The 16,163-nt window shown below is 34.5% G+C and carries 15 protein-coding genes; 2 read left to right on the top strand and 13 right to left on the bottom strand.

Annotated elements, in window-relative coordinates; all coding sequences use genetic code 11:
* The first annotated feature begins 107 nt into the window (after window positions 1–107).
* Together AC57AW_RS05425 and AC57AW_RS05420 are read left to right on the top strand one after the other, a co-directional pair.
* Entirely contained in the window at window positions 108–866 is a 759-nt protein-coding gene (locus tag AC57AW_RS05425) for a type III pantothenate kinase (RefSeq protein ID WP_318847459.1), read from the top strand.
* A 63-nt stretch (window positions 867–929) separates the two neighbouring features.
* The gene (locus AC57AW_RS05420) at window positions 930–1,457 is read left to right on the top strand and encodes a GNAT family N-acetyltransferase (RefSeq protein WP_496351100.1); all 528 of its coding nucleotides are present in this window, start codon (window positions 930–932) and stop codon (window positions 1,455–1,457) included.
* Between the two features lie 85 nt (window positions 1,458–1,542).
* On the opposite strand, the gene AC57AW_RS05415 is transcribed toward AC57AW_RS05420, so the two are convergent.
* From AC57AW_RS05415 to AC57AW_RS05355, 13 genes are all read right to left on the bottom strand, one after another.
* On the bottom strand, window positions 1,543–1,974 hold the full coding sequence (locus AC57AW_RS05415) for a nucleoside deaminase (protein ID WP_496351099.1): 432 nt from the start codon (window positions 1,972–1,974) through the stop codon (window positions 1,543–1,545).
* Window positions 1,975–2,592, bottom strand: a complete 618-nt coding sequence (locus AC57AW_RS05410; protein WP_496351098.1) for a hypothetical protein — start codon at window positions 2,590–2,592, stop codon at window positions 1,975–1,977.
* A 53-nt stretch (window positions 2,593–2,645) separates the two neighbouring features.
* Window positions 2,646–3,566, bottom strand: coding sequence for a helix-turn-helix transcriptional regulator (locus AC57AW_RS05405; protein WP_318847454.1), 921 nt, complete (start codon window positions 3,564–3,566; stop codon window positions 2,646–2,648).
* A 109-nt stretch (window positions 3,567–3,675) separates the two neighbouring features.
* Window positions 3,676–4,230 carry a hypothetical protein gene (locus tag AC57AW_RS05400; protein ID WP_496351097.1) on the bottom strand — a complete coding sequence of 185 codons (555 nt, stop codon included), beginning with the start codon at window positions 4,228–4,230 and terminating at the stop codon, window positions 3,676–3,678.
* Between the two features lie 159 nt (window positions 4,231–4,389).
* The gene (locus AC57AW_RS05395) at window positions 4,390–4,872 is read right to left on the bottom strand and encodes an SMI1/KNR4 family protein (protein ID WP_496351096.1); all 483 of its coding nucleotides are present in this window, start codon (window positions 4,870–4,872) and stop codon (window positions 4,390–4,392) included.
* A gap of 32 nt (window positions 4,873–4,904) precedes the next feature.
* A complete protein-coding gene (locus AC57AW_RS05390) occupies window positions 4,905–5,459 on the bottom strand; it encodes a hypothetical protein (RefSeq protein ID WP_496351095.1) in 555 nt (184 codons plus the stop codon).
* A gap of 1 nt (window position 5,460) precedes the next feature.
* Window positions 5,461–7,635 (bottom strand): zincin-like metallopeptidase toxin domain-containing protein, encoded by a 2,175-nt coding sequence (locus AC57AW_RS05385; RefSeq protein ID WP_496351094.1) that lies wholly within the window; start codon window positions 7,633–7,635, stop codon window positions 5,461–5,463.
* Between the two features lie 73 nt (window positions 7,636–7,708).
* A complete protein-coding gene (locus tag AC57AW_RS05380) occupies window positions 7,709–11,494 on the bottom strand; it encodes a hypothetical protein (RefSeq protein ID WP_496351093.1) in 3,786 nt (1,261 codons plus the stop codon).
* Window positions 11,495–11,544: 50 nt separating this feature from the next.
* Window positions 11,545–13,626, bottom strand: a complete 2,082-nt coding sequence (locus tag AC57AW_RS05375; protein WP_496351092.1) for a hypothetical protein — start codon at window positions 13,624–13,626, stop codon at window positions 11,545–11,547.
* Window positions 13,627–13,684: 58 nt separating this feature from the next.
* A complete protein-coding gene (locus tag AC57AW_RS05370) occupies window positions 13,685–14,317 on the bottom strand; it encodes a leucine-rich repeat domain-containing protein (protein ID WP_496351091.1) in 633 nt (210 codons plus the stop codon).
* Between the two features lie 7 nt (window positions 14,318–14,324).
* Window positions 14,325–14,957 (bottom strand): leucine-rich repeat domain-containing protein, encoded by a 633-nt coding sequence (locus AC57AW_RS05365; protein ID WP_496351090.1) that lies wholly within the window; start codon window positions 14,955–14,957, stop codon window positions 14,325–14,327.
* Between the two features lie 11 nt (window positions 14,958–14,968).
* Window positions 14,969–15,619, bottom strand: a complete 651-nt coding sequence (locus AC57AW_RS05360) for a leucine-rich repeat domain-containing protein (RefSeq protein WP_496351089.1) — start codon at window positions 15,617–15,619, stop codon at window positions 14,969–14,971.
* A gap of 221 nt (window positions 15,620–15,840) precedes the next feature.
* Window positions 15,841–16,005: a hypothetical protein gene (locus AC57AW_RS05355; protein WP_496351088.1), complete on the bottom strand. Its 165-nt coding sequence runs from the start codon at window positions 16,003–16,005 to the stop codon at window positions 15,841–15,843.
* Between the last annotated feature and the right edge of the window lie 158 nt (window positions 16,006–16,163).

Raw genomic sequence — 16,163 nt, 5'->3', positions numbered from 1 at the left:
GTTTTATAATGGCAGGTTCTTTTTCTTAAAATCATTAAATTTAGTCCCTCAAAATTAAGCAGGAATTTCAATTATAGAGTAATGAATTTCTTCTGAAAAATATGTCAATGAATTCAATTGTAATAAACGTAGGAAACAGCAATATCAGATTTGGTCTTTTCAATGGTGATAATTGTGATATTTCGTGGGTAATCAATACAAAACCTTACAGGACGGCAGATGAACTTTATGTACAGATGCTGATGCTTTATCAAACCTATAAAATTGAGCCAACGGAAATTGATAAAGTAATTATTGGGTCAGTAGTCCCTCAGCTTACCAAAGTAATGAGTTCCGGGATCAAAAAGATTCATGGAGTTACTCCCGTGATTGTTGACCGGGCAACTCCTTCAGAGGTTCAGGCAAAATCTAAGCAGATGGGAACAGATATCTATGCAAACCTTGTGGCGGCACACAATCTGTACCCGAACAGGAAAAAGATTGTCATCGATTTTGGAACAGCTCTTACAGCCAGTTGTGTGGCAGAAACAGGAGAGACTTTGGGAGTGATTATTGCTCCGGGAATTGTTACTTCCTTAAATTCGTTGATCAACCAAACTGCACAGCTTCCGGATATTGAACTGAAAAAGCCAAAAACTGTTTTGGGATTGGATACCGTAACCTGCATGCAAAGTGGAATGGTGTATGGCTTCCTGGGAATGGTAGAAGGTTTTGTGAACCGCATCAATGAAGAGGTAAATGACGATTGTTTTGTAGTGGCGACGGGAGGCGTTTCCCATGTCTATAAACCTCTTACGGATAAGATTCATGTGATGGACAGGCTTCATACATTGAAAGGTCTTTATTTCCTGGGGAAAGATTTATAATAAAAGATTTAGGCTGGACTTGCTTCAGGTTATACTCTTACTCTCAACTTTAATTTTAATAGAATGGAAAAATTTCCCATAATAGAAACCGAAAGACTTATTCTTTCACAGCTGGAAGAGAAGGATGTTCCTTTTATTGTTGAATATCTTCAGCATAGGATTTATTCTGACCTTACCTCCAATATTCCTTATCCTTATACAGAAAATGATGCTATATCCTGGTTGAAAATGTCAAAAGAAGCTTTTGAAAATCATAGTGGCTATACTTTTGGGATCCGTAATAAAGAAGGGCATATCATTGGAGCTATTGGTCTTCATGACCGGGAAGATGATAAAGCAGAAATGGGGTACTGGATAGGAATGGCCTACTGGAATAAAGGATATGTAACTGAAGCCGCAAAAGCAATCGTAGATTTCGGTTTCAAAAAAATGGAGTTCCATAAAATTTTTGCTACCCATTTTCTTCACAATCCGGCATCTGGAAGAATAATGGAGAAGATAGGAATGGAGCAGGAGGCTGTTTTAAAACACGAAATAAAAAAAGATGGAGAATATTTTGATATCGTGAGATATTCTATTTTTAAAAACTGATTCAAAGGAATATCAATACATTCCGGATTCTATAAAAACAAAAGGCAGAGGATATTTTTACTATTCTCTGCCTTTTTTGAAAGGTTTATCTTTTACTTTTAAAAAAATCTTTAACAATAGAAGAACATTCGGCTTCCATAATCCCTGTGATAATTTCGGTTTTCGGATGCAGAGAAAGATGTTTATTGATAAATCCCCTTTGTTCATCCCGTGCACCAATTACTACTTTTGAAATCTGAGACCAGGAAAGTGCACCAGAGCACATGATACATGGTTCCATCGTTACATACAATGTGCAGTCTTTCAGATACTTTCCGCCAAGGAAATTGGCTGCTGAGGTGATGGCCTGCATTTCTGCATGAGCGGTAACATCATTAAGTGTTTCGGTAAGATTGTGGGCTCTTGCAATAATCCGGTTATTGGAAACCACAATACAGCCAATAGGAACCTCATCTTTTTCCAGTGCGGCTTCTGCTTCCTGTAAAGCCATTTTCATGTAATATTCGTCAGTAAACATTTAATCGGTTATCGTTAAAGTTAAAGGAAGTTTAAAATAATAGGTAGTAGGAGCTCCTTTTATCATTGCAGGAGAAAATTTTTCTGCCAGAGAATATAATGCAATTTCTGCCTGTCTGTTGAAGGTGAAATTATCGCCCTGTGCATGAACATTGCTGACTGTTCCATCTTTTTCTACAATAAAATCAACATCTGTCTTTATCATTTTTTCTACAGAATAGACACCGTCAACATACAGCAGATTGGCCACTTCCTGCCTCAAAGAATTAAGCCCTCCGGGATAATCTGCAATCTTTTCTGCTATTGAAAACTTTTCAGATGAGGTTAATGTAGGATTTTTGATGGTTTGGAGGTCTTCCAGGTTTCTTACTTTCAATAAAGCTCCGATCAGCGCATTGTTTTCAATGCTGTCCATTTTCTTCATGAAAAAAAGAAAATCTCCTTTTATTGCTCCTTTTTTTACCGTATTGGATTCGGAATCAAACTTTTTTTTGAACTCTTTATTCAGCATATTTCTATGCTGGTTGTAATAGTTTTTTACAAGCCTGAACTCTTCTTTCTGCTGTGATAGTAAAAAGGAAGAAATAAAACAGGTGATGCCAATGAATAACGTTTTCAATAAGGAGATATTTATGTAAATATAACAAAAAATATGAAATTTATTTTTTATAATCAGCTTTCAAGATAGCGGTTCAAAGATTCCTGCAAATGATTTCGGATGTCATCAACTAAACCTTTAGGTTCCAGAACAGTAACTTCTTTTCCAAAAGAAAGAATCTCCTGCATAAAATCATAAGTAGGATGTAGAAAGAACTCAAAATAGATCTCTTCCGGCGTTTCTTTGGTTTCTTTCTGCGATTGATGAAGAGGAAAACTTTTGATATATTCACCCTGATGACGGCTGCATTTCAATACAATATTCTGTGGTTTCTGCTCCGTCAGATTCATGACTCCGAATGCATTTTTAAAATGCTCTCTGAAATTGTATTTATACTTTTCTTTGAACTGGTTTTTAGCTACATCCAGATAGTTGATTCTATCCAGTCCGAATGATTTTAACACTTTATCTTTTGTATCAATGGCGATAAGATACCATCTGTCTTTGGATTCTTTTAAAGCTAAAGGATGAACTTTTCTGGAGGTCATCAGTTTGTTTTTGTAATTGTAATGTTCAAAGCTTACAACCCTTTTATTTCGGATGGCGAAAAAGAGGTCATAAAAATTTTCCACACCCGTTGGCTTCCGGCTTTCAAAAAATATAAAATCTGCGAAATCGGGGTGGGTATTCATGGCATTGCTCACCTGAAAAGATTCGAGTAACTTTTGGTTGTATTCATCCACTTCCATGATCGGGCGGCTTTCGATGTAATATCGGTTGTCCCCCTTTTTCTTGTTGTGAATGGAGAGATTAAAAAGATCGGAAATCTCACGGATATCCCTCTGCAGGGTACGGATAGAATAACTCTTGATGTCTGCATCCTGAAATTCAAAAGAGTTTAAAAGATAGTCCTCCAGCTGAGAATAAGTTGCCGGAGAACTTTCTAATCTTTTTATAATTAAGGCATATCTTGTCAGATAAAAATCTTTTTTCATTTGTCTATTTTTATAGTGCAGCAATGCTGCGTTTCATGGTGAATTTTATAAGACAAATATATATGCTTAATGCGACAAAACGTGTCGTGTTTTATTTTTTGTTCTAAACTTATTGTCCGTAATCTATGAAAGAATTCTTATTTATGAATAAGTGAAACATACTGGTTGTAACTTCTATCTTTGAAATGGGGCTATTGGAAATAATAAAAGTTGTTTTATTATTTTGTTCATTTTCTGTAAATGATTTCCCTTGTAAATGCGTTTTTACAATATCTTTAAACACCTGAGAAGGCGTTTGGAACTCTATAACTAAGTTGTCCAAATATTCAGTATTTCCTCCGAAGTCAGTTTTTACACCATCTTTAAAATCGAATTGTATTTTTTTGATATCTTTTCTTTTTGATGATTCTTTTTTTGTTTTCATGTCATAATCTACAATTCCTGTCCAGATAGGTAGTGGATTTGCATATTTATTTTTGAATACTTTGATAATGGTTGCCAATAAATCATTTAAAGAACATTGTAATAACAATTCTTCCAAATGTTCTTCTTTATTCATATTTTCCAATGTATTAGGATCATGTATTTCCTGATCAAGTGCAGTTAATCTGTACTTTTCAGGAGTAGTATAAAATAAAATTTCTAAATCTTTATCTGTTATCATAATTTATAATGTTTTATAATGAATATATTCTACCCTATCACCAAAGTTTTCTATCAATTTATTTACAACATCTTGGTATAAAAATAGAAAAGGTAACTGTAAGTTACCTTTAAAGATTAAAGATTATTTATAATGTTCTTAAATTATTTAGCCTAAAAGTTAATATCCTCTTTGGGCAAACAAAATGGATTTATCTACCAATTCATCAACAAATTGACTGAAAGTATCATTTAGTTTGATAAGTATATTAGGATCTTCATCATCTTCTCCGTAAGTAGTGAACCATACAGCGGGATTTTCTGTTCCCTCGTTAAGATAGAAGAAGAAAAACTGCTGAAATCCATCTTTCTCTGAGATTACCCAAAAAGGCTTGTTGATCGGTATTTGAAACTGTTCTATTGATTTCTCCAGTCTTTTTCTTACATCATCTTTCACCAGCATATCTATACTGCTATTGCCTTCAGCAAGTCTCAAACCACCAGTATAATCTCCCGCGAGATATAAAAATTCTTTATAAACAAGAGGAAACTTTACATTCAGCCTTTTCTCTATTTTTTTTATTGCGTCTTCGGAAACTCCCTTAATTGTTCGTCTGTTAATTGTTGGGTTTTCTTTTAGTTTTTTTAGATATTCTATTGTCATGATTTTTTGCACAACCTGTTTTTATTATAAACTTATTGCCCGTAATCTATGAAAGAACTCTTATTTATGAATAAATGAAACGTGCTGGGTGTAACTTCTATTTTTGAAATAGGGCTATTGGAAATAACAAAAGTTGTTTTGTTATTTTGTTCATTTTCTGTAAATGATTTTCCTTGTAAATGAGTTTTTACAATGTCTTTAAACACCTGAGAAGGCGTTTGGAACTCCATCAATAAGTTGTCCAAATATTCAGTATTTCCTCCGAAGTCAGTTTTTACTCCATCTTTAAAATCGAATTGTATTTTTTTGATATCTTTTCTTTTTGATGATTCTTTTTTTGTTTTCATGTCATAATCTACAATTCCTGTCCAGATAGGTAAAGGATTTGCATACTTTTCCTTAAAAATTAGTATTAAAGTAGAAATTAATTCAGAGAGAGAGCATTTTAATAATAATTCTTCCAATATCTCTTCTTTATTTAAATTCTCCATTGCTTTGGGATCATACTTTTGTTGATCTAATACAATAGCTCTGTATTGTTTTGGTGTTACATAATATAACACATCATAATCTTTTTTTGTTATCATTTTATAATTTTTTATAATGAATATATTCAACCCTGTTTTTTAATTTCATAAGCTGTTCAATATAGAGATCTGCAACTTCTAAAGAATTATCGGAGAGAGTTGCCGAAAACATTTTTTTCTCATTTTTAGCTTTTACTATTTCCTTTATAAGAAGTCTAATCTCCGTCGTAGTTAGTGGTTCTCCTACATATTTTAACACAAATACACTTTTGTCGGTTGCCGATATGGCTCTAAGTTCTTTTATTTGATTAAATAAAAATGCTCTAATATCTCCGGTACTTAAACTGCTTCCTGCAGGGTGATTATGTGTAACTATTGACCCTGGTAAATGTTCAGAATGAGGAGTCAAATCTACTTCCTTACGTTTTCCACTTGTAATACCTTCAATCATTTCTCCTGTGGATTTCTTAATTCCCGCATATTCATCTGCAAACTCAAAAATCTTCTTTTCGTATTCAAGAATTTCAGCAGGTGCAATATCAGACGCTATATCCACTATTTTTACTAAGGTACTTCTAATTTCATTTCCCGCACCTTCATAAAGAAGTAGTTTTTTATTATTTGAAAACCAATCTGCGATTTTTTTCCAAAGATTATTTACAAAATCCTGTAATTTCTTTCCTCCTTCTTTAATCAGAAGTATGAGATCTTCTAGGGCTTTGCTTACTTTTTGATAAGCTTCAGCAGTTTGGATTTTTACAAATTTAGTAGTTTGAGAGATTGTTTTTCCAATTTCAGAGTTAATTTTTGCAAGGATCTCTCCCATCTTTCCAACTTCAGATACTTTTGCTGTATCTGCTATCGGAATAAAAAACGTACCTATAAATGAAATGGTGAAACCGGCAGCATAATTAATTCTAACCCAATTCAAATCATTACCGTCTTTACTGGTAAGATATTCTTTGATTTTTTTTACACCTTCTTTTATGGCTTCCCATAGATTTTCAAATAGTGTCATATCCAGCATATCCCAGAAATTATCTATCATTTCTAAAGTATGTTGAAAATCTTTGCTAATGTCAAAAGGTGCTTCTAACAAACCTCCAAAGAATTTAAGAGTAGAAGCAACAAAGTCTACCAAGCCGTTCCATATTCCACAAAGTAAAGCAATGTTTTCAGTCAAATTCTCTTTTAAAGACCCTGCTAGTGAGTCAGATGGTTCGAAGAATTTTTCTATTTGTTGTTTTACATAGGTATTATATTTGATTATAAATTTTTCAATGCTATCTAGCTGATCGATAATCAAATCATCTAAAAATTTTGGAGTAAGATCAGCAAGATCGAATCCTTTTTTATCGGTGAAAAGATTGCGTAAATATTTTAATTTTTCTGTTGGAATTGTAAACGCTTCTGTTAATTTGTCCTTTTTGAAAAAATAACCTTCAATCTCAGTATCCCAGAAGTTATCTGAAATTTTTAAATAGTCGACACCTTCTCCAAGTTTCTTTAATACCCAGCCTAATGCTTTGGCAGGAGCGGAAACTCCCAACATAACATATCTTAAAAGGCTAAAGAATCCGCTTTTTATTTTACTTTCTTTGATGTAGCCATTCTTCATTAATTCTTCTACAATTTCCTGATTTACACTATCTGTATTTTTTAATACAGCTTTCATAATCTCATTATCGAAGAGATTACTTTTAAGATTACCCTGATCATCAGTAAATTGTTTTCGAACTTTTGCAGACATTTTTCCGAATAAAACATCTTTGCTTAGCTCTCCTGAATCACTTTCCAGGAATAAAATGACTTCATCATCTTTGGGCTGTACAGTCTCATAGCATTCTCTAACTTTATTTCCATCATTTGAAACAAATAATAATAATTTAAAAGCCAGAAGATCTCCTTCATCTCCATATTTTGAGTTCCTGTTATTGTCAAAGTAATAATTATAGGTGCTGAATTTATATTTATTTTTAACAGTAATATTTATATCTTCTATAATATTGGTATTGCCATTGGTGGTTATATTTCCATCCGGATAATATTTTTTAAGTATATCTTCAGTTGACTGATTGAAAATCTTCACCGTTGCCAACGGACTCACATTATTCATTCCTCGGATATTTTCACCTATGGTAAAAGCATTTTGCATTGAAGGAAATGAAAATTTATTATCCATAGACAAAGCCTCTTCACCAACATCAAAGACATTTTTATAATCTGTGTTTTTCATTTTTAATAATTTTAAAGATTAATAAAAAAGGCAGAGTAAAATACTCTGCCTCATGAAGTATGATTCAACAGAATTATTGCAATGCCTGCTTTAATTCAGATAATGGTAATGAAGCGATAACTTCTTTAGGATTATCATCTGTCGTTAACTCAAGGAATCCGTTGTTAAGTTCAATTTTGTCTACAAACTTATCGTCTCCTGCATTTAATTTAGAGTCAACAATAGAAAATTCAGTTTCTATAACAACATCTGAAGGAACTTCGAAATCTTCAGGGTTTTCCTTTGTGAATGGCAATGCCGTAGTAGTTTTTAATCCAGCGGAATCTTCCTGTAAAATATTTAGGGAAGTAGGAAGTACAGTGATCCATGCTTTTCCTTGTTTTATTCCTACAGGTTCACGCATTTCGTCAACAATACTCAGATACATCGGATCTCCGATTACAGGTACTTCGCCTCCGTTCCAGATTCTTCCGGTAGACATGAAGAATTGTACAGCATCTTCAAATCCTGGTTTTACAGTTACAATTACTCTGGCCATTCCTGCCTGCAGGAAGTTTCTGAATAAAGGATCTGTACTTTGAGACAGATACATATCCTGCCATTTTGCTTTGTCACCCCAGTAATAAGGGTAGAAAGTATAATCCATAATGCTCCATTCAAAAGCTTGCTCCATGAATTTCGCTAGTGCGGTATATTGTTCAAGATCTTCACCTAACACGATACTGAAATCCTGCATTCTTTCTGCTCCATTGGTGAAGTTTTTCCCCAGAGAAGCATAATCCTGTAATAAATAAGCAATACAGTTATGTTTCAGAATGACAGACTCCATGTTACGGTAGAAGTTGCTTGAGTTCAGCTTTTCTTTATTTTGCTCTTCCTCTTCCTTCGCTTTTTTCTCAATTTCTGCTTTTTTCTCCAAAAAGACGGCATAAGCTTCATCGTAAGCTTTGATGATTGCGGTGAAGTTTTCTAAGAACCATGATGTCATGTATGCTGAAGAAAGTTTACAAGTGATTTCGAATGCGATATTGACAGAATCAATATTTTCGCATCTATATACAAAATCATATAAACCAGTTACATTCTGTGGAGTAAAGTAAGCGGTACTATCAACAGAAGGATCCCAGTTTTCAAAAGCAATTGTGCCTCCGGCAAAATTGTTGGTATATAAAACGCTTTTCCCTCTTGAATCCCTCTCAAAACCGTAGAACATTTTTATAGCACTTGCTTCATAGTTATCAGGGATATCAATTTGTCTGTGTCTGAATTCTCCGTTTCCATCTACTTTTTCCCATTGTTTTCCTAGAATAAGATTGATAGGAGATTTTGGCTGCTCAGTAAGTTTTACATTATAGTAATTTGCCCAGTATTCAATCTGTTGTTGAGTAGCTTTTTGAGCGCTTGGCATATTCCATTGTCCAGTAACTGTTCTAGGATCTAAAGGAGGCGTTAATGTATCAGATTTTGAAGCAGCGGTTGCAAGCGTGTGAAGTCTTGCAGGTTCAGGAACCATAAATTCAAACATAGTACGTTTACCGTAGTTGAAGATCTGGTTTTTCATTTTCTTATCAACCCATCTGTAAACTCCTACTACATGTTTATTTCCGTTTCTATTATCAAAACCATGAGCATTGTTTTCTTCAAATTCCTCAATGATTTTTTCAATTCTTTCTTCTGCAACTTTAGTAAGAATTCTTTCGGTCGCTTTTTCTGTAATTTCCTGAGATTTTGAAATAGCCTGTCTTGTGCTGTTTTCTTTAGAATTTCTGGCAGCAAAGCTTCCTCCCACTTCAAAAGATTTACCCATACCTCCATATCTGAAATGTGCCTCAGTATTGATATCCTGTTGGATAACATTTGCAACTTCAGACTGCATGTCATTTCTGGTTGTGGTGGTTGTATCACTCAGAGTTTCTCTCTCAGTAGACTTGGAAGTAGTGGTTTGGATCTCACTTCTTCTCAATCTACGAGTCGATTTTTGTTTAAACTCTTTTGCCATGATGTTTTCAATATGAGTCACCTCACCTGGAACATAAGCGTGTGTTGTCTGAACTACTTTCAAGTAATCAGCAATCCCTAATCTTTTTACTCCAAAATGTTTAGGAATAAATGTTCCCGGTTTATATCCGCCGTTTCCTTCAGATGGATCTCCTGTTTCATCTTTTGTTTCTTCAGTATAAAGGATTCCTGTGAAAGTTCTGTTGATTTCAATTTCAGAAAGCTGTAATGAAGCTTCTTTCCCGTTATTGAAATAAATTTTAATGTCCATGGATCTGATGAACTTACCAAACTTATCAACTAAGAACAGAGGTAATGCAACTTTTCCATCTAAGACTTCAATATTGGAAAAACTTTCTTCAAACAATCCAAAATCAGTGCTGGCATTGATTCTTACAGAAGCAGCTCCCCATGCATTGCTTTCAGCCTGATAATAGAATGTGGTTGTTGCAGGCATTCTTGAATATAGTGGTTCATACGATGTTTTCAAATAGTATGATCTTGGAACAACTCGGGATGAAACACTGTAAGAAGCAACAACAGGTACCAATACACCTCCTACACTTGCATAAGTCTGTTCATTAACTGGTGATTTCTGAAATAAAGTCTGAACTTTTGAAGTTGTTTCTTCATCCAGTTTTTCAAAAATTTCCGGATACGTGTCAAACTCGTCAGTAATGGAAACTTCAATTCTTCCTAACTGTAGTTTTCTTTCATTTAAAACAGTGATTGTTGAGAAATCCAATCCGTTCTCAGGCTTTTCTTCGCTGGTTACTTTGGTGAAAATATTGACAAACAGTTTAAAAGAATTCAATGAAAGTTTCTCTTTCAGATCTTCAAAATTAATTTCATTTTTATATTCAAATTTGAACGGCGGAACTTTTAATGCTTCCAATGAAGCATACAAAGCATCTATTTGCTCCTGGGTTAATCCCCCTTTTGAGATTTGAGCTTTAATACTCTCCTGCAAGTTGTTGTATTTTTCAATATCTGTCTGATAAGTATCCATATATTGTTTATAGGCCTTATCATATGCTTTTGCCCTTAAAGTATAGAATAATTTTTGAGTAGCTTCCAGTTCAGACCTCAATTGTAACATCCCATCTTTCTCAAAGGTAAGATATGACAATTCTGAGATTCTTTCTCCTTCTTCTTTTAATTGCTGCTGTACTGAAAATGAAAGGGGAGTTGTACCATTGATAATTCCTTCTCCAATTTTAGAGAGATTTACCTCAAAGGCATTGCCTGAAGGATTTGATGCAGAACTTTCTCCTTCGTATCCATCTCCAAACAGCTTCATAGGTAACACAACTCTTGCTTCCAGTGCTTTGGCTTTTAGATCTTCACCATTGATTTTTACTAATTCCGGTGTGGAAGGTAAATCAAAAACATATCCAAAGTGAATAGCTCTTAAAATGTGAACTAAGGCTTCTTTTACATAAAAATTTTCCTGGGTAACAGTCTGATAAATAAGGTTATCCCAAATTTCTCCCATTTTAGATTGGATAGCGCTACTATTATATAAATTTTTAGCTGTGATTTCATCTGCGACAGAAATTGCTTCTTTTTTTGCGATTTTTCGTCCGATTTTAAGTGCTTCAGAAAGAGGACCACCTTCAATTTCAATTTCGCTTTGATAGCCTACAGGATTGAAAGACTTAGCAGCACGTTCTAATGCCTGGAATTTTTCTAAAGCTGTACTTCCCGGATTAATTGCGGTGTCAAAAGAAGTTGTAAGCTGTGATGGTCTGTGAATGAATCCAAGATTTACTTTTTTAGTTTCTGTTAATTCAGGATTTCTTAAGCTTACAAATCTAAATAAGGTTTGTGGAGCGCTATTATTTGTTTCGTTTGTTGCCATTTTTAATATTTTGTTTTTATTGTGTCTAGTCTTTATTTAATGAGCTGCTATTACAAGGGGCTGTCATTTTTTTTAGTGTATTCAAGAGTTAGGGTAAATGAGTTGATAAGAGAATAATTGTAATCAGGGACATTCATAAGTTCAATAATTGCTCTTTCCCTTTCAATGGTGATGTAGGTTTTTGTACGCCATTGATTTCCTGCAAATGCGGCCTTGATATCATCCCACTCTGTAAACATCTCATTGGAAATAATGGTTTCAAGATCTGGGAATTCAGGTCTTAAATCGATTTCACCTGTTCTTGGAATCTGATCCAAATACAAGGTTTTTTTGTAAACAGGTTTGCCATTGATCCATTTTCCGCCTGTTCGTTCTTCCTTGGTTGTATAAGAATGCTGTTTGTCTGCATATTGTTTTTGAATATAGCTTTCATTTTGATAATAATCTCCATAGTAGCTTCCTCCTTTTAACCCAGAGAAATTAGGACTATTAGAACCTACCGTAACATCATTATGGTAAACCCGTAGTATGGTTTTTATATCTTGGCCTCCCATCCAGTACATATGTGGTGTTAATGCACCATCGTCTTCAATATCAAAGCCTGCTTTCTCAGTGTCTGAATGACTGCTGTGAAATCCGAATGAATTGATACCTGTTGTATCATTTCCTTTATATTGAATAGCTCCGGTTAAAGGATTATTCTGTTGTGTTCCTGTCAGCGGAACAAAATCAGTAAAGTCTGATAAGTTTTTATATCCAAATACATTACCGGCATTCAGAACAGCTACTTTTGTATAAGTGTTGTCAGCGAGAGGAGTTCTTCTTGCAGAAACAACAGCATCAAAATCAAGTGTTCTTGCGGCAAAGTCACCACCAATTAGAGGCGTAACAAAATCATGACGTCTTGCTACCGGATTTGATTCAATAACCAGCTTGTTAAATGTTGAACCTCCTAGTGGGGCATTACAGCCGATGACAACGTTATTATCTCCCCAAACCCCCATAGCATGAGTGGTAGAGGCTGCATTATATCCAATAAAAGTATTGGAGCCCCAGGCACCTGAGGTAGTAACTTTTCCATGAGTCTGACCGGCATAAGCTCCAAGGAATGTATTTTGAACTCCATGAGTAAGCCAGTATCCGGCTCCAACTCCTAAAGCAGTATTATATTTTCCATCGATATTTTTAACACCTGATTCATCTCCAACATAAGTACATGAGAGAGCAGATGTTGAGTTTTTACCAGCTTCAGTTCCTATCATTACATTATAGTTTCCGGTAGTTAAAAGAGAGCCGCTATTTACCCCAATAAGAGTATTCCAATCTCCTGTTGTTAAATTTGCACCTGCAAACCCTCCTATAGCAATATCACTTAGCCCTGTTGTTAGCTTTGGCAAAGTATTGTATCCGATTCCGATTCCATATGTTCCGGTATGATCTGTATTCATATTTCCGAACCATAAAGAGTAAGTTGTAGGACTGAAATTTATTTCACCTGCTCTTCCTTCGCCCGGTTGAAAAATAATAGGTTTAGTTGTTCCGTTACCTCTGTCAATGACATTTTGTAAATTATCATTCCCACTAAAAGTTGGTTTATCAGAAAGATCATTATAGCTTCCTGTTACGGCTACTTTTTTCAGAATGACTTTTTCCTGTCCTTCCTGAGACAACGTTACGCTTCCATCAGAATTGGTCGTAGGAATGATACTGAATTCCGAAAGATTGATGTGAAAGGCTGAACCATCATTTTGGGTAATCGTAATAATATTTTGAGAAGCATCATATACCGCATTCTCAATATTGATATCACGGGTGATCAAACTGCTTAAATCTACTGATTTACTTTGCTGAACACCATTCTCTCCTGTATAAAACACAGTTAAGGCATTTCCGTTCAATTGAGGAGCCTGAATAGTTGTTTGAGTTTCAATTTTATCTTTCCAAAGCTGAGCATTCTGCGGACTTAGATTAGATGCATTTACATTTGCTTTTTGAGAGAGATCATAGTCTAATTTATCTGCTGGAATTTTTTCATCCTTGTGCCAATAAGAATCCTGCCACTCCCAGAATTCTTCCTGTACTGGAATATCTCCGTTTTCGAAATATTTTTTTAATTCTTGTTTTGTTTTCATTTGTTGATTTTAATAAGTTTAGACAATAGCTTTTTCGTGAAGGTATTCTGAAAGGGCATCATTCTTCTACGATCCTGTCCAGAATAAGTGCTGTTGCTGGGATTCCTGCGTCTCTGATATCCAATCCTATAGGTTTTGCTACAGTCTGAAGAGAGGAGATGGCAAATGCATTTTTTCCAACAAATTTTACCGAATTAGGAATGTCTAAAAATGTTATAGAACTTCCCGGTAATTGAAATGCTCCGTCTTCAATAGTTTCAATGCCATTTTCCAATATGAGTTCTGATACATTAGAAATACCCGTTGCGAACGCATACGATTCTACTGTCTTACATGCCCCTGGAATTGTCAAAGTTCCTCTCAGATTTTGCCCATTAAATGCTCTTGTCTTTATTCTTTCCAAAGATTTTGGGAACTTAATTTTAGATATGCGATTTTGATATGAAAGTGCGAAATTAAATCCTCCAATAATTTTTATTCCTTCAGGAAAAATCATAATTGAATCAAGCCCAGTGACTTCAGCACTGTCTGTTGGTGAATAAATAAATTCGTTATAAGGAGTTAAATTGAGATGGGTCTTATCTAATTTTTCATTCTTATGCCAATAAGAATCCTGCCATTCCCAAAAATCTTCTTGTTTTGGAATATCTCCATTCTCGAAATAGAGTTTTAATTCTTCTTTTGTTTTCATATTTGTTTTATCTATAGGTAATTGTGGCGGTAGCAGGGATTCCTGCATTGCTTAAATCCAGTCCTGCAGGAGCAGAAATTGTTTTTAACGAAGGGATTGCAAATGCGCTTTGTCCAACAGATGTTACTGTATTTGGAATGTATAAATCTTCAATAACAGTAGCCCTGGGGCAATTAAATGCTTGTGCTCCAATAGTTGTTAAGCCTTCATTCAGGATGATTTCTTCTAATGAATCAGGTCCATTAATACCGTTGCTTTGATTTGCAAAAGCTTGGTCTTTAATTATTTTTAATGTCGAAGGTGTTTTGATACTTTTAATGTTTTGTCCCAAAAAAGTAGAGTCTCCTATTTCTTCAAGCCCCTCGTTGAAAATTACTTTTATGATTTGATATGACATTCCTGTATAAGTAAAGGCACCATAAAGGATTTTTTTTGTAGCGACAGGAATAGTAAGTACTACTGCTGAACCAAGCAATCCATTCTCATTGAAAAATGGAACTACTTTCTCGTAGTTTTCAATGAAGCTTTCGGAAATTCTCTCACTCTTATGCCAGTAAGAGTCCTGCCATTCCCAAAAGTCTTCTTGTTTTGGGATATCTCCATTTTCAAAATAGAGCTTTAATTCTTGTTTTGTTTTCATATTAATAATTATTATAGGTCTACATAGTATAATATTGTTGCTGTTGATGGAATACCAGCATTGCTGAGATCTAAACCTCTCATAGCAGAAACTGTTTTCAGAGAAGAAATATTGAATGCATTTTGCCCCACTGATTTAACTGATTTCGGGATGTGTAAATCTGTAATGGTCGTATTTCCAGTAAGTTGAAAAGCAGAATTATCAATGGTTTCAATACCATTTTCTAAGATGAGTTCAGAAACTCTGGAATTTGAACTGCTAAATGCCGATGCTTCAATTATTTTGCATGATCCGGGTATTCTTAAAGTTCCGGTTATGAATTGGTTACTAAATGCAACCGATTTTATTCTTTCCAGTGTCTTTGGAAAATTTACATAGGTAATAATATTTTTTGCCGCTGGCTGATACTGAAAACTAGGTCCTCCTGGTATTGTACCAATAACTTTAATACCCTCAGGAAATGCAATTCTTTTCCCAATTCCTACAATTTCTGTATTGTCAGTAAGAGAAAATACGAATTCTTCATATGCTGGCAGGTGAAGAGAGTTACTGCCTAATTTTTCATCCTTATGCCAGTAAGAGTCCTGCCATTCCCAAAAGTCTTCTTGCTTTGGGATATCTCCATTTTCAAAATAGAGTTTGAGTTCTTCTTTTGTTTTCATAAAACGTTGTGTGGTTTATTGGTTAATACATTGATTGTTGTGGCCTGTTTTTAGGGAAACAAATTCCACTTTTTACTATATTTTCAGACATAGTTCTGGCTGTCCAGCATTTTGTGAATGGTGAATTCAAAGGTGTGAGAATGTTTAATGAGATTGCTGTGCGCGTATTATAGAGATTTCAAAAATAGTGTCGGACAGCGTCAGAACTTGTCGTGTTTTATTTAGAGAGTATCTTCTTCAAGTACTGCTTCTTCAAAATCTTCTCTGAAGAAGTTTTCAATGTCGCTGAGATAGTTTTCATAATCCATCTCAGTATTTTCAATGTCACTCCATTCTATTGTGTAGAGGCCTTCATCGAAGAGAATGTTGGTATTGGTTATTTCCATGTTTTGTGTTGTAAGATGTTTGTTATATTTTGAACATATTTCAGGCTGTTCAGCATAGGTAAATGTTGAATTCAAAGGCTATTTAAAAATTTTATTGATGGTTGTTTTGTGTCTTTCTGATACTCCAAAGATAGTGGGGTGAAGCGACAAAACTTGAC

The organism is Chryseobacterium sp. BGA-UO-ETr-SB22 (assembly GCF_059567885.1).
The sequence above is the reverse complement of the archived record's forward strand: the minus strand, read 5'-3'. Positions and strand labels throughout refer to the sequence as shown.